Here is a 20,295-nt window from a genome sequence, read left to right as displayed (position 1 = left end):
TTTCAGATCGCCGGGTAGCGCAGTCGGCCGATGAAGCGGGAGAGGCTCGGGCGGTTGCTGGTGCGATTCACGAACCCGGCCTTGGCCTTTTCGAAACGCATGATGCCGTCGATGCGACGGCCCAGAAAGGCGCGGGTGTCCGCCCATTCCTCGCTATCGTCCTGCACGAACACCGCGATGGTCGCCGCATAGATGCTGCCGAGGGTCATCCGCTTGGTATAGTGATTATAGTCGGTGGCGGTATCGCCGGCGGCGCGCCACATCGCATCCGCCGCCCGCCAGCCGAGCTTGCTCGCCTTGGCCAGGTTCTGCGGCATGGCGAGGATCGCCAGCGCCCGGCGCAGCGCATCGCGATAGGGCGCGAGCAGCGCCAGCCGCGCCTCGACCAGCGCAGTGATTCGCGCGCGGATCTTCATGCCCGCCAGCGTCTCGGGCGAAAGCGCGTCGAGCATCGCGCGATCGATATGCGCGAACCAGGCGTCGATCATCGCCAGCGGGCCGTCCGAAAAGGCGAGCCGCGCCACGTCGCGGTCGACACCCATGCCGTCGGCGGTGGCATCGAGCGCGCGCGCGTTCCAGCCATCGAAGGCGGCGTTGGCGGCAAGCGCCGGCGCAAGCGCCGCGCGCAGTTCGTCGAGGGTGGCGTCGGCGAGATCCATGGGCCTGATCTAGGCGCGAAGCCGCGCCCCGGCAACCGCCTACCCCTTGGGCCGTACCGCGCCCTGCCGCACCAGCACCAGCGCCGCCGCGACCAGTGCGGCGCCGAACAGGTCGGCCGCCGCCAGCTTCTCGTCGAAGATCACCCAGCCCAGCGCCGCGCCCACCGCCGGCTGCACCAGCAGCGCGATGCCGATCACCAGCGGCGAAAGGTGGCCGAGCGCATAGATCATGCAGCCCTGCCCGATCAGCTGGCTGACGATGGCGAGCGCGAGCAGCGGCCACCAGAGGTGCGGCACGATCTGCTCGCCCATCGCCAGCGCGATCACCAGCAGCGGCGGGATGGTGGCGAGCGAGGACAGCGCCAGCGCCGGCACCGGCGCGATCGTCGCCCGCACGCGCGCCATCAGGGCGAAATATACCGCATAGAATACGCCCGCGAGCAGGCAGAACAGGTCGCCCGCGAGATGCTGCGACGACAGCTCGGCCGAACGGCCGAGCAGCAATGCGCCACCGATTCCCGCCAGCAGCAGCGCCGCGCCCTGCGTCTTGCTCGGCCAGGCGCGGGCGACGACGAAGCCGTAGATCGGGAAGATCAGCGACGCGGAATTGCCGAACAGGGTGGAGTTGGCCAGCGTGGTGCGGACGATGCCGACATGCCAGCTGGCGAGGTCCAGCGCGAACACCACGCCGGCGATGGCGAGGATCCACCAGCGCCCGCGCCCGGCGGCGATCGGCTTCTCCCCCATCGCGGTAGCGGCCGCGAACAGGATCGGCGTGGCGATGATCAGCCGCCAGAACGCCGCCGATACCGGCCCCACATCTGCCATCCGCACGAACAAGGGGCCGGTGGCGAGCGCGGCGTTCGCGATCAGCGCGGCGACAAGCGCGGTCGCAACATGGCTTCGCGCCGGGGAAGTTTTTGTTGTCGGTGCGTTGCGATGCATGGCGCCCTGTAGCGCCCTATCTGCCCGAAGTCACAAGCAGCATGAGGGAATTTCAATGCCCAGCCTGTTCGATCCGATCCAGCTTGGCGCGATCCACGCCGCCAATCGCGTGTGGATGTCGCCGCTCACCCGCGGGCGCTCCACCCGCGGCCATGTGCCGACGCCGATCATGGCCGACTATTACCGCCAGCGCGCCAGCGCCGGGCTGATCATCACCGAAGCGACCGGCATCAGCCAGCAGGGGCTGGGCTGGGCCTATGCCCCAGGCATCTGGAGTGAGGAGCAGGTCGAGGCGTGGAAGCCGATCACCGCGGCGGTGCACGAAGCGGGCGGCCGAATCGTCTCGCAGCTCTGGCATATGGGCCGGCTGGTCCATTCGGATTTCCTCGGCGGCGAACCGCCGGTTTCTTCCTCCGCCACGACCGCACCCGGCGAGGTGCGCACCTATCCGGCCGAGGATTCGGGCGAGATCAAGCGCCCCTACACCCAGGCGCGCCCGCTGCGCACCGACGAGATTCCCGGCATCCTCGCCGACTATGAACGCGCCGCCCAGAACGCGATCCGCGCCGGGTTCGACGGGGTGCAGATTCACGCCGCCAATGGCTATCTGATCGACCAGTTCCTGCGTGACAATGCGAACTTCCGCGAGGACGAATATGGCGGCTCGATCGAGAACCGCATCCGCCTGTTGCGGGAGGTCAGCCAGCGCGTGGTCGACACGATCGGTGCGGACCGCACCGGCGTGCGCCTGTCGCCAAACGGTGAGGTGCAGGGCGTCAACGACAGCAACCCGGCGCCGCTGTTCGAGGCCGCCGCCGCCGCGCTGGACGAGATCGGCGTCGCCTTCCTCGAAATGCGCGAGCCACGTCCGGGCGGCAGCCGGGGCGAGCCGGACCAGCCGCCGATCCATCCGGTGATGCGCAAGGTCTATCGCGGGGTGCTGGCACTGAACTCGGACTATGATGCCGAGAGTGCCCAGGCGGCGCTTGATGCGGGCGAGGCGGATGCGATTGCGTTCGGCCGCACCTTCCTGGCCAATCCGGACCTGCCGCGTCGCCTCCGCGACCGACTGCCGCTCAATCCGCAACGCGAGGAACTGTTCTATGTCGGCGGGGCAGAGGGCTATACCGACTATCCGACCGCCGATGAGGCCGCGCTTCAGCCCGCCTGATCGAAGCCGTCGATCCAGCGGGTGCTGGCCTCGCGAAGGAGCGCGCGCGACCTTTGCGGGGCCGCCACCACGGCGAGCGTGAAAGGAAACCACGGCCAGAACAGGATGAAGCCGACGACGAGGAGCGCGATCACGATGGCGCCGCCGAAACGCAGCGCCGCCAGTCGCGAATGGGCGGTGTAGTTGAGCTTGATCGTGCGCGGCGCCTTGGCGTCGAACCAGCTGCGGGTGACGAAGCTTTCGGGCGTCGCCTTCCGCTGTTGAAATCCGAACTTCCAGCCCTGCGCCTCCCTTCCGCTTGGCGGAGGGGACGGGGGAGCGGCTGCTCCCGGTCTCTGCCGCTTCGGACTGTCGACCCCTCCCGCGAGCGGAAGGAGAGATTTGTGGGGAGACACTTCGCGCCCGCTGGCGCGATCGATCACGACCAGCCGCCGCCCCCGCTCTTCGACGCGATAGCGAGAGGGGGGCATGTCCATGGCGTCAGTCCAGCGTCGCGCGGCGGGCACGCCATTGGTCGGCGGTCTGCGCCCAGCAATCGACGCGGAACTCCTCGAGCGGTGCCGGCAGCCGGGTGGGTCCCCGATTCTCCGCGCCGAGCGCCTGCGCCAGCCGGATCGAGGCCGCATTCTCGGGATCGATGGTGTGGATCACCGCGTCCCAGCCGAGCACGTCCACCGCATAGTCGATCGCGGCGATCGCGGCTTCGCGGGCATAGCCCTTGCCCGCGGCCTCGCGCGTCAGGCCCCAGCCGACTTCCAGCCCGGGCCAGCCTTCGGGCGCATGCGGTCCGATGCGGCCGATCCAGCGGCCGCTCGCCCGCTCGATGACCGCGAACATCGAGAAGCCGCGAATCGTCCAGGCGCCCGCCATGCCGCACAGGCCGCGCCACGCGGTGCTCCGCGGCTGGACGCCGCCCAGGAACCGCATGACCTCCGGATCGGCATGGAACGCCGCCCATGCCTCGAAATCGCCGGCCTCGTGCTGGCGCAGGATCAGGCGCTCGGTTTCGAGCACCGGCACCTGCATCAGCCGAACTTGCCCTTGAGCGCGAGCATCGCCAGCGCCGCCTTGGCCGCCTCGCCGCCCTTGTCCTTCTGCTTCGGGTCGGCGCGGACGAGCGCCTGGGCCTCGTTCTCGACCGTCAGGATGCCATTGCCGATCGCGACCCCGTCCATCGACAGCGCCATCAGCCCGCGCGCGCTTTCGCCGGCGACGATCTCGAAATGATAGGTCTCGCCGCGGATCACCACGCCGATCGCGACGAACGCATCGTAGCGGCCGCTGTCCGCCGCCAGCGCGACGGCACCGGGGATCTCCAGCGCGCCCGGCACCGTGATCACCTCGGCCTTGTGCCCAGCCGCCTCGATCGCCGCCTTGGCGCCGGCGATCAGCATGTCGTTGAGATGCTCGTAGAAGCGGGCTTCGACGATGAGGATGCTGGCCATTACTGCTCCGAATCGATGGGACGCTCGCCGACGATCGACAGGCCATAGCCGTCGAGCCCGATCAGCGTGTGATGGGTATTGGTGAGCAGGATCATGTCCTGCACGCCGAGTTCGGTGAGGATGGTCGCGCCGACGCCGTAATCGCGCAGCTCGTCCATCGGCTTGGGCGGGATCGCGCCGCTGCGGGTCTGCAGCGCCAGCGTGAAGGCATCCGGCCGCGGCCGGTTGATCACGACGATGACGCCGGCGCCCTCGGCGCCGATGATCTCCATCGAGCGTCGCAGCAGCCGGCCCCGCGCCCCGCCTTCGCCGAACAGATCGGCAAAGGGCGACAGCGCGTGCATCCGCACCAGCGTTGGCTTGGCGGGATCGATCCGGCCCTTGACCAGCGCGATCTGCTCGCTGCCGGTCGCCTTGTTCCAGAAGGTGAGCGCACGCCAGTCGCCGCCCCAGTCGCTGGTGAAGCGCGCCTCGGCGCGCTGCTCGACGAGATGGTCGTGGCGGCGGCGATAGGCGATCAGGTCGCGGATCGTGCCGATCTTGAGGTTGTGGAGCTGGGCGAAGCCGACGAGATCGTCGAGCCGCGCCATCGTCCCGTCGTCCTTCATGATCTCGCAGATCACCCCGGCGGGGTTAAGGCCGGCGAGGCGCGCGACGTCCACCGCCGCTTCGGTATGGCCGGCGCGGACCAGCACGCCGCCGTCGCGCGCGACCAGCGGGAAGACATGGCCCGGCGTGACGATGTCGGCGCGGTCCTTGGTACCGTCGATCGCCACCGAGATGGTGCGCGCGCGGTCGGCGGCGGAGATGCCGGTGGTCACGCCTTCCTTGGCCTCGATCGAGACGGTGAAGGCGGTTTCGTGCCGCGTGCCGTTGGCGCGGCTCATCAGCTCGAGCCCGAGCTGGTCGACGCGCGCCTTGGTCATCGCCAGGCAGATCAGCCCGCGGCCATATTTGGCCATGAAGTTGATCGCGTCGGGCGTCGCCATCTGGGCGGGGATGACCAGATCGCCTTCATTCTCGCGATCCTCGTCGTCGACCAGGATGAACATGCGGCCGTTGCGGGCCTCGTCGATCAGCTCCTCGGGCGAGGAGAGAAAGCCGTGCTTGAGCGCGGCGAGTTCAGCCTTTGGCACGCAATGCCTCCATGCGCTGGAGATAACGCGCCAGCACGTCGATCTCCAGATTGACCGCTTGCCCCTCCGCCAGCGTGGCGAAGGTGGTGACCGTAGCGGTGTGGGGAATGATGTTGAGATGGAACTCGACGCCCTCGGGCGTATCGTCCACCGCGTTGACCGTCAGCGACACGCCGTCGACGGTGATCGAGCCCTTGGGCGCCACATACGGCGCGATTTCGGGCCCCGCCGCGATGACGACATGGTGCGAGCCCTCGATCGCCTCGACCAGCTTCACCCGCCCGATGCCGTCGACATGGCCGGTGACGATATGCCCGCCCAGCTCGTCGCCCAGGCGCAGCGCGCGTTCCAGGTTGAGCTTGCGGCCGGCGGTCCACTGGTCGTCGGCGGTGCGCGAGACGGTCTCGCCCGACACGTCGAAGTCGAGCCAGCCGGGGCCCTTGTCGACCACCGTCAGGCACACGCCCGAACAGGCGACCGAGGCGCCGAGATCGATCTCATGGGTGGGATAGGCCGTCGACACGCGCACGCGCAGGTCGCCCTGGCGCTCCACGGCGTCGATCGTGCCGACATCGCTTACGATTCCGGTGAACATCAGTTGCGCTCGTAGACCTCGAACCGATCGCTGCCAAGCAGTCGAGAGTCCGTGAGGCGCCAGCGATCATGCGCCTCGGACAATGTGGCGAGGCCGAACGCCTCGATCGCGGCTTTGCCGCCGCCGATCAGGATCGGCGCCCGATAGAGCAGCAGGCGATCGACCATGTCGGCGCGCAGAAAGGCGCTGGCCGCGCTGGCACCGCCTTCGACCATCAGGTGATCGACGGCGCGAAGGCCGCGAACATCGCCCATATCGGCGATGCGCTCCCAGCCGGGCGGGGTAGGGCCGGTGGCGGACAGGAGGATTCGCCGCGGCGCGCGATCCTCCAGGCCGGGCAGGCGCACGTCGAGCTTTGGCGAATCGGCGAGGAAGGTCCCCCGGCCGACCAGGATGGCATCATGCCGGGCACGTTCGAGATGGGCGTGGGCGCGGGCCTGGGGGCCGGTGATCCATTTGCTTTCGCCCGAGGCCAGCGCGATGCAGCCGTCGAGCGAGGTCGCCAGCTTGAGCGTCACCAGCGGGCGGCCGAGCGCCTGGCGGGTGAGGAAACCGGCCATGCTGCGCCGCGCCTCGGCCGCAAGGATGCCGGAGTCTACTTGAATGCCAGCGTCTTGCAGGCGGGCAAGGCCGGTGCCGTCGGTGCGGGGATCGGGATCGCGCAGCGCCGCCACCACCCGCGCCACGCCCGCACCGACGAGCAGATCGGCACAGGCCGGCCCGCGCGGCGATTCATGGGCGCAGGGCTCCAGCGTGACATAGGCGGTGGCGCCGCGCGCGGCATCGCCGGCCTGGGCCAGCGCCATCGCCTCGGCATGGGGGCGGCCCCCCGGCTGGGTCCAGCCGCGACCGACGACGCGGCCCTGGCGGACGATCACGCATCCGACATTGGGATTGGGCGCCGTCCGTCCCCGCCCGCGTTCGGCGACCGCCAGCGCGGCAGCCATCCACCGGGCGTCGCTCAAATCCCGTGCTTCTCTAGCCAGTCGTCATATTTCTTGAACTCGGCCTGGCGCTTCTTCTGGCGTTCCAGGAAGGCCGCTTCCTCGGCCTGGCGCTTGGCTTCGTCGACCTTCTGCTTGGCGCGGATCTCCGCCTGGGTGCGGGTGATCGGCCAGCTGTCCACATAGATGATGTTCTTCTGGTACGGCACTGGCACGTGCGAATCCTTCACGAACACCACGATGACGGCGAAGGTCACCAGCAGCGCCAGGATCATGAACCAGAGCTCGTGGCGTTTGCGCGTCGCCAGATAGCCGCGCAGATCGCGCAGCGCCCGAAGCGGCGATATATATTTGAGGAACGTCATCGCGGGCCGAAGATAGGGATGCGGCGGCGATAGGGCCAGCCCCCGCATCCCGATCGCGTCGCGGTCAGCGCGCGTCTTCGATCCGGAAGCGCACCGTCATCGTCTTCCAGCTCTCTTCCGCCACGCCGCCGCGGGAAGCGGGGCGGAAACGCCACTTGCCGAGCGCCTGGCGCTTGGTGACGGCGAAGAAGGCGTCGCTGGTGGCGCTGACCGGCTCCACCGCCTTCACCCGGCCATCCGCCCCGATCAGCACCCGCAGCGTGACCAGGCCGTCGCGCTGGGCGCGCATTTCCTGGGCCGGATATTCGGGCTGGAAATCCTGGAGGTAGCGCGGGTCCGGGTTGGCGCCGACCAGCGGCAGCATCGGCTTGGGCAGATCAGGGAGTATCGTCGGCCCCGGATCGGCCGGCTTCTCGATCGTGGGGAGCGCATCGGGAATCGTCTTGCTGGTTTCGATCGTCGCATCGCTGTGCGTTGGCACGATCGGATCACGCGCGGTCGGCTGCGACGTGGTGCGTGGCTCGATCTTCTTGGGCAGTGGCTTCGGCGCTTCGGTGGGCAGCGGCACAGGCAGCGGGATGTTCCTGCCTTCGAACGGCGTGGTCTTGGGCTTGGGCAGGAAATCGGGGGCCGAAAAGATCAGCCCTGCGATGATCGCGCCGTTCAGGGCGAGGGCGGCGCCGAGGCTGAGCGAGCGTGGCGCCTTGGCATGATAGCGCGTGTCGGCATGCATTTCGTTGCACTCCTTCTCCACTTCCGGTCGATGAACGCCGGATGAAGGAAATGGTACAACATACCATGATGGACGTAAAGCGGGCGCACTTCATCCCGCTTCCAGCCGCGCCAGCGCACGATCCTTGCCGATCAGGGGGAGCAATGCCGCCATGTCCGGCCCATGATCGCGGCCCGTGAGCGCGCGACGGAGCGGCAGGAACAGCGCCTTGCCCTTGCGGTCGGTGGTGGCCTTGAGCGCATCGGTAAGCGCCCGCCACGGATCGGCCGACCAGTCGAGCGTTTCCGCCACGGTCCGCGCCTGGCCAAGGAAGCTGCGGTCTTCGTCCGCCACCGGCGGCGCGGAGATCGGGCCCTCGACGACCGCCCACCAGTCGGCCGCCTCGGCGACGGTGTTCAGGTTCGGCCGGATCGCTTCCCAGCCGGTGGCGTCGATGCCGGCCGGCAGTCGATCGGCGACGCGATCATGACCCAGCTGGTGGACGATCCGTGCGTTGAGCTGCGCCAGCTCGGCTTCGTCGAATCGCGCGGGCGCGCGGCCGAAGCGGGCGAAATCGAACGCTGCGACCAGCGGCGCGGGATCGGCGAAGGGCTCGACCGGATCGCTGGTGCCGAGCCGGGCAAGCAGCGCGATCAGCGCCTCCGGTTCGATCCCCGCTGCGCGGAAATGATCGATGCCGAGCGAGCCGAGCCGCTTGGACAGCTTGCCCTCTGCGCCGGTGAGCAGGGCTTCATGCGCGAAGGCCGGTACCGCGCCCGACAGCGCGTCGAACATCTGGATCTGGGTGGCGGTGTTGGAAACATGGTCCTCGCCGCGCACGACATGGGTCACGCCCATATCGATATCGTCGATCACCGACGGCAGCAGATAGAGCCAGGAACCGTCGGCGCGGCGCACCACCGGATCGCTGAGCAGCTTCGCTTCGAACCGCTGCGGCCCGCGCACCAGATCGTCCCAGGCGATCGCGGCCTCGTGGTCGAGCTTGAATCGCCAGTGCGGGCGCAGGCCCTCGGCCTCCAGCGCTGCCCGATCGGCGTCGCTCAGCGCCAGCGCGGCGCGATCATAGACCGGCGGCAGGCCGCGACCGAGCAGCACCTTGCGCTTGAGTTCGAGTTCCTGCGCGGTTTCATAGGCGGGATAGACCCGGCCATCGGCGACCAGCTGGGCGAGGCGCGCCTCGTAGCGATCGAATCGCGCCGACTGGCGTTCCTCGGCATCCGGGGTCAGGCCCATCCAGGCGAGGTCGGCGCGGATCGCCTCGACAAATCTCTCTTCGGAGCGGGCGCCATCGGTATCGTCGATCCGCAGCAGAAAGCGGCCGCCATGGCGGCGCGCGAACAGCCAATTGTGAAGCGCGGTCCGCAGGTTGCCGACGTGCAGCGTGCCGGTGGGGCTGGGGGCGAAACGGGTGATCACGGTCATGGCGCAGGCCTAGGCTGGCACAGGGTTAGCGGCAATGCCCTCTTTGCGTCACGGAAACGTCGCACTAAGGGGGCGCCACGGGATACGCGCAACGGGGCACGGGAGGCCACAACCAATGAAACTCATGGCGGGCAATTCCAATCTGCCGCTGGCAAGCGCCATCGCAGATTATCTGGAGATACCCCTGACGCAGGCGAACGTCCGTCGCTTCGCCGATGAGGAAATCTTCGTCGAGATTCTGGAGAATGTGCGCGGCGAGGACGTGTTCGTCCTGCAATCGACCAGCTTCCCGGCGAACGACAATCTGATGGAATTGCTGGTGATGATCGATGCGCTGCGCCGCGCATCGGCCAAGCGGATCACCGCGGTGCTGCCCTATTTCGGCTATGCCCGCCAGGATCGGAAGCCCGGCCCCCGCACGCCGATTTCGGCCAAGCTGGTCGCCAACCTGATCACCACCGCCGGCGCCAACCGCGTGCTCTCGGTCGACCTGCACGCCGGGCAGATCCAGGGCTTTTTCGATATCCCGACGGACAATCTGTTCGCCGCGCCGGTGATGTCGGCCGATATCCAGACGCGCTTCATCGACAAGCAGTGGATGGTCGTCTCGCCCGACGTCGGCGGCGTGGTGCGTGCGCGCCAGCTCGCCAAGCGGCTGGACAACGCCCCCCTCGCCATCGTCGACAAGCGCCGCGAGCGGCCGGGCGAATCCGAGGTGATGAACATCATCGGCGACGTGAAGGGCCGGTTCTGCATCCTGATCGACGATATCGTCGATTCCGCAGGGACGCTGTGCAACGCCGCGGCCGCGCTGAAGGCGGCGGGCGCGGAGGACGTGGTTGCCTATTGTACGCACGGCGTGCTCTCCGGCGCGGCGATGGCGCGCGTGGCGGCTTCGGAACTGCGCGAACTGGTGATCACCGATTCGATCGGCAACCACAAGGTGATCGAGGAAAGCGACAAGGTCCGTCACCTGACGATCGCGCCGCTGATCGCCGAAGCCATCCGCCGCATCGCCGACGAAAGCTCGGTTTCCAGCCTGTTCGATTGAGTCCCTTCTCGGCCCCTCCCTTCAGGGGAGGGGCTTACGAAGCTGCCTTCGCCAGCGCTTCCCAGACCAGCAGCGCCCCCACCGCGATCATCAGCACGTAAATCGCGGTGTAGAATCGCTCCGGCGATATCCGCCGCACCAGCCAGACGCCGGCGAGCGTCGATACCAGTGCCAGCGGGAACAGTACCGCCGAGGTCAGCAGATTGGCGGGCGTGAACTGGCCGAGCGCCCAATAGGCCGGCACCTTGATCCAGTTGGTCGCGGCGAAGAACAACGCGGTCGTGCCCACCAGCCGGTCGCGTGGCAGGCCCCGCGGCAGCACCCAGAGCTGGAAGGGCGGCTGCCCGGCATGGGCGATCTGGCTGGTGAAGCCGGAGGCGACGCCGAACAGGCTGCCGACCCATTCGGGCCAGCGCCCGGCGATCGCCGGTGCCGTCCGCCCCTTGACCCAGAGCCGATAGGCGCCGAACAGGATCGAGATGCCGCCCACCGCCGCGAGCACCAGCACCGGCTGTACGCTGGCGGCGAACATATAGCCGAGCGCGATTCCGGCCATCGATCCGGGCAGCATCCAGCCGAGCAGGCGCCAGTCGACGGTGCGGCGGAAGGCCCACACGCTCACCACATCCTGGAGAATCAGGATCGGCAGCGTGATCGCGGCGGCGGGCACCGGATCGATCGCCAGCGCCAGCATCGGCAGCGACAGCGCGCCCATGCCGGCGAATCCGCCCTTGGACAGGCCGAGCAGCAGCACGGCGGGAATGGCGAGCGCATAGAAATGCCAGTCGGTGATCATCGCCGCCGCTGTCGCAGGGCCGGCGCCGATTGCAAAGCGTCCATCGCCATCTATGCTCATGCGATGGGCGAGGACCGAACAGGCCAGATCGCCGTGCTGTTCATCTCCAAGCGCACGGCAACCGATGGCGAAGGCTATGCCGCGGCGGCGGATGCAATGGCGGCGCTGGTTGAACGCCAGCCGGGCTATTGCGGCGTCGAATCGCAGCGCGGCGAGGACGGCGTCGGCATCACCATCAGCTATTGGGCGGACGAGGCCAGCGCCGCCGCCTGGCGCGATCATCCCGACCATGCCGCGATCCGGGCGCTGGGGCGCGCGCGCTGGTACGAATGGTATGAGGTGATCGTCTCGCGGATCGAACGCGGCTATCGGTGGCATCGGGCATGACGCGATCGATCGATCGCGACTTCGCGTTGATGTTCACGGTGATGCTGGTGATCGCCGCCGGCAATACCGCGCTGCAATCGGTGTTGCCGGCGCTCGGCCGATCGCTCCATGCCGCGGACAGCGCGGTGGCGGCGGTATTCTCCGTGTCGGCGCTGTTGTGGATGCTCGCCGCGCCGTTCTGGGCGAATCGATCGGAGCGTACCGGGCGGCGGGCGATGGTGCTGCTCGGCGTCGGCGGCTTCACCGTGTCGCTGGGGATTTGCGGGCTGTGCCTCGCGCTCGGCATCAACGGCGTCCTGGGCCCGGTTGCCACCTTCGCCGCCTTCGTCATCGGGCGGATGCTGTATGGCGCGTTCGGATCGGCGGCGCCGCCGGCGGTGCAGGCGATCGTCGCCGCGCGCACCGGCCCCGAGCAGCGGACGCGGGCGCTGACCCTGCTCGCCTCCGCCTTCGGGCTGGGAACGATCCTCGGGCCGGCGATCGCACCCTATCTGGTCATGGGGCATCTCTGGCCCGGGGGGCCGCTGATCGGCCTTTCCGGCCCGGCCTTTGCCGCGAGTGCGGTGGGGCTGGTGCTGCTGATCGTGCTGTTGCGGCTGATGCCGGCCGAGTCGGGGGTGGTCGAGCATGGTGCGGCGACCAGCTATCCGACGATCGGCGGGCAGGCGACGGGGGCGAGCGTGGCGGCGGCGACTCACGACCATGTCGAGCATGTCCGCACGTTCGACCCGCGGGTGCGCGCCTGGATGATTGCGGGCCTCGTCACCGGCCATGCCCAGGCGATGACCGGGCAGGCGATCGGCTTCCTGATCATCGATCGGCTGGGGCTGGCGCCCACGGCGGCGCTGGAGCCGACCGGCCTGGTGCTGATGATCGGTGCGGGTGCGTCGCTGCTGGTGCAATGGGGGCTGATTCCGCTGCTCGATCTCCGGCCGCGGGCACTGATTCTCGCCGGGGCCGGGCTGGGGGCCATCGGCTGCGCGGCCACGGCGATGGCGGGCAGCCTGTATGGCATCGCGCTCGGCTATGCGACGATCGCGCTCGGCATGGGATTCGCCCGGCCGGGCTTTACCGCCGGCGCCTCGCTGGCGGTGGGGCCGCAGGCGCAGGGATCGGTCGCGGGCCGTGTCACCTCCGTCAACGGCGCGACCTTCGTGCTCGGCCCGTCGATCGGGGTGGGGCTGTACGAGGTCTGGGGGCCGCTGCCCTATCTGGCGGCGGCCGGCGCGCTGGCGCTGTTGCTGGGCTATGCCTGGCACGCGACGCGACCGCGCCGCTAGCGGCTTGCCCTCCCCGCCGATCGATCGGCGGGGAGGGGCCGTGCCGGTTAGGCCTTGGGCCCGCGCCCTTCCAGCATTCCCGGCGCGATGAAGCCGATCGGCTGGATCGACGAGGCCCGCTGCTTCAGCTTGCCCTGCATCGCCGCATACTCGCTTTCCATCTCCGGCGTGACGGTGGCGCGCGAGTCCTTCAGCGCTTCCTCGAAATGCGCCATCGTCACTTCGCGCGTCTCCAGCGACTGGCGAAGTGCCACCAGGCCGGCGCGGCGGACCACGTCTTCCAGATCGGCGCCGGTGTAGCGCTGGGTCTGCGCGGCGATTCCGCCCAGGTCGACATCGGCCGCGAGCGGCATCCTGGTCGTCTGGATACGCAGGATGCGTTCGCGACCGGCCTGGTCCGGCACGCCGACATAGACCAGCTCGTCGAACCGGCCCGGCCGCAGCAGCGCCGGATCGATCATGTTGGGCCGGTTGGTCGCGCCGATCACGACGACCGACTGAAGCTCCTCCAGCCCGTCCATCTCGGCGAGGATGGTGTTGACCACGCGCTCGGTCACCTGCGGCTCGCCCATCGCGCCGCCGCGGGCGGGCACGAGCGAATCGAGCTCGTCGATGAACAGCACGCAGGGCGCCACCTGCCGCGCGCGGGCGAACAGACGGGCGATCTGCTGCTCGCTCTCGCCATACCATTTCGACAGCAGGTCGCTCGACTTGGTGGCGATGAAATTCGCCTCCGCCTCGCGCGCCACGGCCTTGGCGAGCAGCGTCTTGCCGGTGCCCGGCGGGCCATAGAGCAGGAAGCCCTTGGCCGGGCGGATGCCGAGGCGGCGGAACGCATCGGGATCCTTGAGCGGCAACTCCACGCCTTCCTTCAGCCGCATCTGCGCATCGTCGAGCCCGCCGACATCCTCCCAGCGGACGGTCGGCGCCTGCACCATCACTTCGCGCATCGCCGAGGGCTGGACGCGCTTGAGCGCCTCCAGGAAATCGTCGCGGGTGACCGAGAGGGTGTCGAGCACCTCGGGCGGAATCGTGCCTTCCTCCAGGTTGAGGCGCGGCATGATCCGGCGCACCGATTCGATCGCTGCCTCGCGGGTCAGCGCGGCAAGGTCGGCACCGACAAAGCCATAGGTGGTGCGGGCGAGTTCGGGCAGGTCGACATCGTCGGCCAGCGGCATGCCGCGGGTATGGATGCCCAGGATCTCGCGGCGGCCGCGATCGTCCGGCACGCCGACGACGATCTCGCGATCGAACCGGCCCGGACGGCGCAGCGCCTCGTCGATCGCCTCGGGGCGATTGGTCGCGGCGATGACGACGATATTGGCGCGCGCCTCCAGCCCGTCCATCAGCGTCAGCAGCTGGGCGACGAGGCGCTTTTCCGCCTCGCCGGTCACCTGGCCGCGCTTCGGCGCGATCGAATCGATCTCGTCGATGAACACGATCGAGGGCGCATTCTTCGCCGCTTCCTCGAACACCTGGCGCAGCCGCTGTTCCGATTCGCCATAGGCCGAGCCCATGATCTCCGGCCCGTTGATCAGGTGGAAGCTGGCATCGCTCTCGTTCGCCACGGCACGCGCGAGTCGCGTCTTGCCGGTGCCGGGCGGCCCATGCAGGATCACGCCCTTGGGCGGGTCGACGCCCAGGCGCTGGAACAGTTCGGGATAGCGCAGGGGCAGCTCGACCATCTCGCGCAGCTGGTCGATCGTGCCGGCCATGCCGCCGATATCGTCATAGGTGACGTCGGCGCGGCGGCTTTCCTTCGCCTCCTCATATTCGGTGCGGAGTTCGACTTCGGTATGCTCGTCGATATGCACCACGCCGCGGGGCAGGGTGGAGAGCACCGTCAGGCGAATCTCCTGCAGCGCATAGGCGGGGGCACGGACGAACTGCTGCACATTGGCCGGCACGTCGGCGCGCTGGTGGCCGACGGTGGCGATGGTGTCGCCGGACGTGAGCGGGCGCGTGAAGAAGGTGCGCTTCAGCGCCTCGCCGGTGCCGCGCAGGCGCAGATTCGCCTGGGCCGGGCCGAACACGACGCGAGTCGCCGGCTTCGAATCGGCGCGGCGCACTTCGACGAAATCGCCGGAGCCGACGCCGGCATTGGCGCGCTGGAGCCCGTCGATGCGGAGCAGTTCCAGTCCTTCGTCTTCGGAATAGGGGAGGACGGCACGCGCAGGCGTGCTGCGCTTGCCGACGATTTCGATCACGTCGCCCTCGGTGATGCCGAGCGCGGCCATCAGGCTGCGGGGGATGTGGGCGAGTCCGCGGCCGCTGTCCTCGGGGCGCGCATTGGCGACCTGCAGGCGGCGGGTGCGGGATTCGTCATCGGCCATTCTGGGTTCCTTCGTGGCGGTAGGCCCGAAAGCTAAGAACGGCGGAGGCAAAAAAAAGGGCCGCCTCAAAAAGGGCGGCCTTGGAAAGTTTTAGGAGAGGATGCCTGAAAGGCACCCCCTATGTGCGGTGCGGCACGCTTTTGTGCAAGTGCGAAAATTACACCGTGTAGATGCATGGGTTGCAATCGCGATTGTCCGGAGCGATATTCACCACCAGCGAGGGAGGCGGTTGCAAAGGTTTGTTCCCTGCCCTCCGCTATTGTTGCGTTGCACCATGTAGAGGGACGGATCGATGCGCCGCCTGCCGCCGCTCACCGCCATCGAGGCCTTTGTCCAGGTTGCGCGCCTGGGCTCGATCAAGGCCGCTGCCGAGGAACTGGCGCTGTCGTCGCCCGCGCTCAGCCGGCGGGTGCAGGCGCTGGAGCGTTTCCTCGGCAAGCCGCTGTTCGAGCGGCGCCACCAGTCGCTGCGCCTCAACGATGAAGGCGATCGGCTGCTGGGGCTGATCGCGCCTGCGCTCGATACGATGGCCGACGCGATCGAAACGATGACGAGCGGTACCGAATTGCTGCGGCTCCGGCTGGGCGTGCTGCCGCTCTATGCGACGCAACAGCTCCTGCCGCGCCTGCCCGAATTGAAACGGCTGCATCCCGAACTGCATCTCGACGTCGATACCGCCAGCCACGGCATGGCGCGGCTGGGCGACGGGCTGGACGCCGCGATCGTCATCGCGCGCGATATCGATCCGGGCTATTATTCGCGGCGGCTGGATCGCAACCGGGTCCATGTGATCGGCGCCCGCGCGCTGCTGGAAGGGCCGAATCCGGTGCGCGATCCCACCGATCTTTCCCGCCTGACCGCACTGGTCCATCGCGAAATGCCGGAAACCTTCACCGCATGGCGGATGGCGGCGGGCTATCCCGATCTGGAGCCGGCGGCGATCGACCTGTTCGATTCGGGCAATCTGATGCTGGAGGCGGCGGCGCAGGGGCTGGGCGTCGCCTTCATGCTCGAATCGCATTACCAGTCGGCACGCGACGAGCGGCTGGTGCAGCTGTTCGACCTGACGGTCGAGAGCCATTACAGCTATTGGTTCGTGTGCCGCCCGCGTGCGCTGGCGCAACGGCCGGTGCGGCTGTTCCACGATTGGCTGATCGCGGCGATGGACGCCGACAAGCTGAACGACGGGCCCTCCGGCTGAGGCCCGTCGTCGCAGCATCGATCCGGGATCAGGCTTCGGTGCGCGCCTTCAGGATCTTGCCCGGATTCGCGGGCGGTTCGCCCTTGGGCAGCGCATCGACATGCTCCATGCCGTCGATCACTTCGCCCCAGACGGTGTACTGGCCGTCGAGGAAGCTGGCATCGGCCAGGCAGATGAAGAACTGCGAATTGGCGCTGTTCGGGTTCATCGTGCGCGCCATCGAGCAGACGCCGCGGGCATGGCGCTCCTTGCTGAACTCCTGCGCCAGATCGGGCTTGTCCGAACCGCTCATGCCGGTGCCGGTGGGATCGCCGCCCTGGGCCATGAAGCCGTCGATGACACGGTGGAAGATCACACCGTCGTAAAAGCCTTCATCGGCCAGGCCGGCGATGCGCGCGACATGGTTCGGCGCGAGATCGGGGCGAAGGCGGATGCGGACATCGCCGGTATCGAGCGTAAGAACGAGCGTGGTGGGTTCGGCCATGGGGCAACTCTCCTGCAAAGCTGGTCCGCTGCACTAAGCGGTGCGTCGCCGACTTGCAAATCCGCGCCCGGGATGGCAGCGCCCCCTGGAGTGGCCGCAGCGTGGGAGGTCGGACGATGAGCGAGACCGAACTGCACGACGAACCGGCAGCGGCCGAGAGCCAGCTGGACGAGGACGACCTGCTCCGCCCCGAATTCGTCGCAGCGGTGCTGGAAGCGGTGGATGCGGGCGACCATGAAGCGGCGCGGACGCTGGTCGCCCCGCTTCACCCCGCCGATATCGCCGATCTTGTGGAATTGACGCCGGCCGATCAGCGCGCCGATCTCGTCACCGCGATCCCCGACCTGATCGACGGCGACGTGCTCGCCGAGATGAACGATTGGGTGCGCGAGGCGCTGGTCGACGCGCTCGAGCCGCACCAGGTGGCGGACATCGCCGCCGAACTCGATACCGACGACGCCGTCGCGATCATCGAGGACATGGACGTCGAGGATCAGCGCGAGGTGCTCCGCGCGCTGGATCCGGACGATCGCGCCGCGATCGAAGAGGCGCTGTCCTATCCCGAGGAGTCCGCCGGCCGCCTGATGCAGCGCGAGCTGATCGCGGTGCCGGAGCATTGGACCGTCGGCCATGTGCTCGATTATCTGCGCGGCAATGACGCGCTGACCACCGATTTCTGGGAAATCTTCGTCGTCGATCCCTCGCACAAGCCGATCGGCACCTGCGCGCTCTCCTGGATCCTGCGTACCCCGCGCGGGATCACCATCAGCGACGTGATGAAGCGCGAGCAGACGCTGATCCCGGTCGACATGGACCAGGAGGAAGTGGCGCTGCGCTTCCAGAAATATGCGCTGATCTCCGCCGCCGTGGTCGATCCGAACGGGCGGCTGGTCGGCATGATCACGGTGGACGACGTGGTCCACATCATCTCGCAGGAAGCCGGTGAGGACATCCTCCGCCTGTCCGGCGCCGGCGAGGGCGACATCAACGAACCGGTGCTGCTGACGGTGCGGACCCGGCTGACCTGGCTGTTCGTCAATCTGGGCACGGCAATGCTCGCGGCGTCGGTGGTCGGGCTGTTCCAGGGGGAGATCGCGAAATTCGCGCTGCTCGCGGTGCTGATGCCGATCGTCTCCGGCATGGGCGGCAATGCCGGCACCCAGACGCTGGCGGTGGTGGTGCGCGCGATCGCGACCAACCAGCTCACCGAATCGAACACGCTGCGGATGATCTGGCGCGAATTGCGGATCGCGATGGCCAATGGCGCCACGCTGGGGCTGGCGATCGGCACCGGCACGATGCTGGTCTATGGCATTCCGTGGCTGGCGATCGTGATCGCCATGGCGATGGTGATCAACAATCTGATCGCGGGGCTTGCCGGCGTGCTGATTCCGGTGACGCTCGATCGGCTCCGCGTCGATCCCGCCGTGGCGTCGGCGGTGTTCGTCACGATGATGACGGACGTGATGGGATTTTTCTCGTTCCTCGGCCTGGCGACGCTGGTCGGGCTGGGCAGCTGACTTGATCGCGGCCGCCGGCGCGCCCAAATCGCGCCGCGTGCCGTTGCATCTCACCAAGGTCGCCTTTGCCTGCGACAGCGTCGATTTCCTGCGGTCCCGGCTGGAGGCGCGGGCCGCCGCCGGCGGCGTCGCGCTGACCACGCGCTACCTGCCGAAGCGGCATGACGAGATTGCCGGCGGATCGCTGTTCTGGATCCTCAAGCACCAGCTGGTCGGCCGGTCGCCGATCCTGGGCTTTGGCGCGGCGGAAGGCGGCAGGACCGCGATCCTGCTCGAACCCCGGTTGATCCTGGTCCAGGCGCGGCCGAAGCGCGCGCATCAGGGCTGGCGCTATCTCGAAGCGGCGGATGCTCCTGCCGATCTCGGCGAAGCGGATGCCGGGCTGGACGCGATGCCGCCGGCGCTGCTGGGGGAGCTTGCCGGGCTGGGCCTGATCTGATCGGCTGCCCGGCGCGCTCCGGCGGTCAGGCGAGTTCGACGATCGCGTCGATTTCCACCGCGGCGCCGAGCGGCAGCGCGGGTACGCCCACGGCGCTGCGGGCATGGCGACCGGCCTCGCCGAACAGCGCCTGCATCAGTTCCGACGCGCCGTTGGCGACCTTGGGCTGATCGGTGAAATCGGCGGCGGAGTTGATGAACACACCCAGCTTCACGATCTTCTTAACCCGGCTAAGATCCCCCCCCAGCACCTTCTTCATCTGCGCGACGAGCATCAGGCCGCAACGCTGCGCGGCTTCTGCGCCATAGGCGATATCACGATCCTCGCCGAGACGGCCGGTCATCAGCGCGCCGTCCTTGAAGGGGAGCTGGCCCGAGATGTGGAGCAGCCCGCCGGCCGCAACGGCAGGCACATAGGCGGCGACGGGAGCGGCGGCCTCGGGAAGGGCGAGGCCGAGCTCGGCGAGCTTGCGATCGATGGCGGTGGTCATGCCCATCTCCAACCATTCGCACGGCGCAGCGTCAAGCCTGGGCGAAGCGCTCCAGGATCCAGGATTCGGCGCCGCGCCAGTCGTCGATGCGGGCATGGGCGTGCGGTGCCGGCGGAACGACGGCGGCCAGGCTGGGTTCTGCGATCATGTGCAGGCGGAATACCTGGGGCGCATGGCGCGCCACCGATTCATGGTGCGTCGCCAGATCGTCGACGAACACCGCCACCGCTGCGCCATGTTCCTCCACTAGCCGGGCGACAGGCCGCCCCTTGCCGCCCTGGTTGCATTCGACGCGGTGGACGATGCCGTGCTGGGCAAGCTGGGTGATCCGGTGGTCTCGGCAATGTTCGCCGAGATTGGTGAGCACGACGATATCGGCCACCTGCGACAGGCGACCCAGTACCTCACGCGCATCCGGCACCAGCGTCTGGCGTTCCATCTCGGCCGGGAAGAAGCCGTCGAGCAACGCCCACATCTCGTCCGCGGCCAGCCGGCTGCCGTCGCTGCGGCGGCGCATCGAATCGCTGAAGTCGCCGCCGTCGAGCGCGAAGTCGATGGCATGGGTTTCCCCCAGCCATTCGCCGAAATGGCGCACCATATGGAGCAGTACTTCGTCGCAATCGGTGATCAGCAGCGGCTTCATGCCCGTTCCAGCTGCTCGCGGGCGAGGACCAGCGCCTGGGGAGGGGTTTCCAGGGCGGCGGCGCAGGCGACGAGATCGGGTTCGTGGCTTTCCAGAAAGCGCAGCGTGGCGGCAAGCAGGGCCGGCTCCGCCGCGCGGGCGCGCAGCGCCGCGGGGTCGAGGCCGGTCAGGTCCAGCAATCGCGCCGCCCGGGCCGGATCGCCGAGCGTCCAGGCGAGCGCCTGCAACGCGACGGCCTCAGCATTTGTCACCGGGT

General features: G+C 68.5%; 24 protein-coding genes. 7 read left to right on the top strand and 17 right to left on the bottom strand.

All coding sequences use genetic code 11. The features are described from left to right. Positions 1 to 2 precede the first annotated feature (2 nt). Complete coding sequence (locus DD559_RS01870; protein ID WP_116467691.1) at positions 3 to 659, bottom strand: COQ9 family protein; 657 nt, start codon at positions 657 to 659, stop codon at positions 3 to 5. Between the two features lie 39 nt (positions 660 to 698). After that, positions 699 to 1,604: a DMT family transporter gene (locus DD559_RS01865; RefSeq protein ID WP_116467690.1), complete on the bottom strand. Its 906-nt coding sequence runs from the start codon at positions 1,602 to 1,604 to the stop codon at positions 699 to 701. A gap of 55 nt (positions 1,605 to 1,659) precedes the next feature. Between DD559_RS01865 and DD559_RS01860 the strand changes: the two genes are divergently transcribed. Then, entirely contained in the window at positions 1,660 to 2,775 is a 1,116-nt protein-coding gene (locus DD559_RS01860; protein ID WP_116467689.1) for an alkene reductase, read from the top strand. Here the strand turns inward: DD559_RS01860 and DD559_RS01855 are convergent. From DD559_RS01855 to gltX, 9 genes are all read right to left on the bottom strand, one after another. Then, entirely contained in the window at positions 2,763 to 3,251 is a 489-nt protein-coding gene (locus DD559_RS01855) for a hypothetical protein (RefSeq protein ID WP_240610079.1), read from the bottom strand. The two genes, DD559_RS01860 and DD559_RS01855, sit on opposite strands and share 13 nt — an antisense overlap. A gap of 4 nt (positions 3,252 to 3,255) precedes the next feature. Further along, the gene (locus DD559_RS01850; protein ID WP_116467688.1) at positions 3,256 to 3,801 is read right to left on the bottom strand and encodes a GNAT family N-acetyltransferase; all 546 of its coding nucleotides are present in this window, start codon (positions 3,799 to 3,801) and stop codon (positions 3,256 to 3,258) included. Beyond that, the gene (gene ribH, locus DD559_RS01845) at positions 3,801 to 4,220 is read right to left on the bottom strand and encodes a 6,7-dimethyl-8-ribityllumazine synthase (protein WP_116467687.1); all 420 of its coding nucleotides are present in this window, start codon (positions 4,218 to 4,220) and stop codon (positions 3,801 to 3,803) included. The genes DD559_RS01850 and ribH overlap by 1 nt, the downstream gene beginning before the upstream one ends. Further along, the gene (gene ribB / locus DD559_RS01840; RefSeq protein WP_116467686.1) at positions 4,220 to 5,356 is read right to left on the bottom strand and encodes a 3,4-dihydroxy-2-butanone-4-phosphate synthase; all 1,137 of its coding nucleotides are present in this window, start codon (positions 5,354 to 5,356) and stop codon (positions 4,220 to 4,222) included. Before ribB ends, ribH begins: the two co-directional genes overlap by 1 nt. After that, positions 5,343 to 5,951, bottom strand: coding sequence for a riboflavin synthase (locus DD559_RS01835; RefSeq protein WP_116467685.1), 609 nt, complete (start codon positions 5,949 to 5,951; stop codon positions 5,343 to 5,345). The genes ribB and DD559_RS01835 overlap by 14 nt, the downstream gene beginning before the upstream one ends. Continuing rightward, positions 5,951 to 6,898 carry a bifunctional diaminohydroxyphosphoribosylaminopyrimidine deaminase/5-amino-6-(5-phosphoribosylamino)uracil reductase RibD gene (gene ribD, locus DD559_RS01830; RefSeq protein ID WP_116467684.1) on the bottom strand — a complete coding sequence of 316 codons (948 nt, stop codon included), beginning with the start codon at positions 6,896 to 6,898 and terminating at the stop codon, positions 5,951 to 5,953. The genes DD559_RS01835 and ribD overlap by 1 nt, the downstream gene beginning before the upstream one ends. A 14-nt stretch (positions 6,899 to 6,912) precedes the next feature. Beyond that, positions 6,913 to 7,260 carry a hypothetical protein gene (locus DD559_RS01825; RefSeq protein WP_116470650.1) on the bottom strand — a complete coding sequence of 116 codons (348 nt, stop codon included), beginning with the start codon at positions 7,258 to 7,260 and terminating at the stop codon, positions 6,913 to 6,915. 64 nt (positions 7,261 to 7,324) lie between these two features. Beyond that, positions 7,325 to 7,993: an energy transducer TonB gene (locus tag DD559_RS01820; RefSeq protein ID WP_116470649.1), complete on the bottom strand. Its 669-nt coding sequence runs from the start codon at positions 7,991 to 7,993 to the stop codon at positions 7,325 to 7,327. A gap of 90 nt (positions 7,994 to 8,083) precedes the next feature. Next, entirely contained in the window at positions 8,084 to 9,415 is a 1,332-nt protein-coding gene (gltX, locus tag DD559_RS01815; RefSeq protein ID WP_116467683.1) for a glutamate--tRNA ligase, read from the bottom strand. Between the two features lie 115 nt (positions 9,416 to 9,530). On the opposite strand from gltX, the gene DD559_RS01810 reads away from it, so the two are divergent. Continuing rightward, positions 9,531 to 10,466: a ribose-phosphate pyrophosphokinase gene (locus DD559_RS01810; RefSeq protein ID WP_116467682.1), complete on the top strand. Its 936-nt coding sequence runs from the start codon at positions 9,531 to 9,533 to the stop codon at positions 10,464 to 10,466. Between the two features lie 34 nt (positions 10,467 to 10,500). Here DD559_RS01810 and DD559_RS01805 read toward each other — a convergent pair whose 3' ends face one another. Beyond that, positions 10,501 to 11,262 carry a sulfite exporter TauE/SafE family protein gene (locus tag DD559_RS01805; RefSeq protein ID WP_116470648.1) on the bottom strand — a complete coding sequence of 254 codons (762 nt, stop codon included), beginning with the start codon at positions 11,260 to 11,262 and terminating at the stop codon, positions 10,501 to 10,503. A 63-nt stretch (positions 11,263 to 11,325) separates the two neighbouring features. Between DD559_RS01805 and DD559_RS01800 the strand changes: the two genes are divergently transcribed. Then, positions 11,326 to 11,649 carry an antibiotic biosynthesis monooxygenase family protein gene (locus DD559_RS01800; protein ID WP_116467681.1) on the top strand — a complete coding sequence of 108 codons (324 nt, stop codon included), beginning with the start codon at positions 11,326 to 11,328 and terminating at the stop codon, positions 11,647 to 11,649. Continuing rightward, positions 11,646 to 12,929 carry an MFS transporter gene (locus DD559_RS01795; RefSeq protein WP_116467680.1) on the top strand — a complete coding sequence of 428 codons (1,284 nt, stop codon included), beginning with the start codon at positions 11,646 to 11,648 and terminating at the stop codon, positions 12,927 to 12,929. Before DD559_RS01800 ends, DD559_RS01795 begins: the two co-directional genes overlap by 4 nt. A gap of 47 nt (positions 12,930 to 12,976) precedes the next feature. On the opposite strand, the gene DD559_RS01790 is transcribed toward DD559_RS01795, so the two are convergent. After that, the gene (locus DD559_RS01790; RefSeq protein WP_116467679.1) at positions 12,977 to 15,262 is read right to left on the bottom strand and encodes a CDC48 family AAA ATPase; all 2,286 of its coding nucleotides are present in this window, start codon (positions 15,260 to 15,262) and stop codon (positions 12,977 to 12,979) included. A gap of 292 nt (positions 15,263 to 15,554) precedes the next feature. Between DD559_RS01790 and DD559_RS01785 the strand changes: the two genes are divergently transcribed. Beyond that, the gene (locus DD559_RS01785) at positions 15,555 to 16,463 is read left to right on the top strand and encodes a LysR substrate-binding domain-containing protein (RefSeq protein ID WP_116467678.1); all 909 of its coding nucleotides are present in this window, start codon (positions 15,555 to 15,557) and stop codon (positions 16,461 to 16,463) included. A gap of 28 nt (positions 16,464 to 16,491) precedes the next feature. On the opposite strand, the gene DD559_RS01780 is transcribed toward DD559_RS01785, so the two are convergent. Continuing rightward, on the bottom strand, positions 16,492 to 16,947 hold the full coding sequence (locus DD559_RS01780; RefSeq protein WP_116467677.1) for a peptidylprolyl isomerase: 456 nt from the start codon (positions 16,945 to 16,947) through the stop codon (positions 16,492 to 16,494). Positions 16,948 to 17,063: 116 nt separating this feature from the next. Here DD559_RS01780 and mgtE point away from each other — a divergent pair, with 116 nt between their 5' ends. Together mgtE and DD559_RS01770 are read left to right on the top strand one after the other, a co-directional pair. Continuing rightward, on the top strand, positions 17,064 to 18,467 hold the full coding sequence (gene mgtE, locus DD559_RS01775; RefSeq protein ID WP_116467676.1) for a magnesium transporter: 1,404 nt from the start codon (positions 17,064 to 17,066) through the stop codon (positions 18,465 to 18,467). Between the two features lie 37 nt (positions 18,468 to 18,504). Continuing rightward, positions 18,505 to 18,906, top strand: a complete 402-nt coding sequence (locus DD559_RS01770) for a DUF1489 family protein (RefSeq protein ID WP_116470647.1) — start codon at positions 18,505 to 18,507, stop codon at positions 18,904 to 18,906. Positions 18,907 to 18,931: 25 nt separating this feature from the next. Here DD559_RS01770 and DD559_RS01765 read toward each other — a convergent pair whose 3' ends face one another. Genes DD559_RS01765 through DD559_RS01755 form a run of 3 tightly spaced genes read right to left on the bottom strand, consistent with a single transcriptional unit; the run spans position 18,932 to position 20,290 of the window. Next, on the bottom strand, positions 18,932 to 19,396 hold the full coding sequence (locus DD559_RS01765; protein WP_116470646.1) for a RidA family protein: 465 nt from the start codon (positions 19,394 to 19,396) through the stop codon (positions 18,932 to 18,934). A 31-nt stretch (positions 19,397 to 19,427) separates the two neighbouring features. Next, positions 19,428 to 20,039 (bottom strand): HAD family hydrolase, encoded by a 612-nt coding sequence (locus DD559_RS01760; RefSeq protein ID WP_116467675.1) that lies wholly within the window; start codon positions 20,037 to 20,039, stop codon positions 19,428 to 19,430. Continuing rightward, entirely contained in the window at positions 20,036 to 20,290 is a 255-nt protein-coding gene (locus tag DD559_RS01755) for a DUF3572 domain-containing protein (RefSeq protein ID WP_438270353.1), read from the bottom strand. Before DD559_RS01755 ends, DD559_RS01760 begins: the two co-directional genes overlap by 4 nt. Positions 20,291 to 20,295 lie beyond the last annotated feature (5 nt).

The sequence above is a fragment of the Sphingomonas pokkalii genome, assembly GCF_003096275.1.
Taxonomy (GTDB): domain Bacteria; phylum Pseudomonadota; class Alphaproteobacteria; order Sphingomonadales; family Sphingomonadaceae; genus Sphingomonas; species Sphingomonas pokkalii.
The sequence above is the reverse complement of the archived record's forward strand: the minus strand, read 5'-3'. Positions and strand labels throughout refer to the sequence as shown.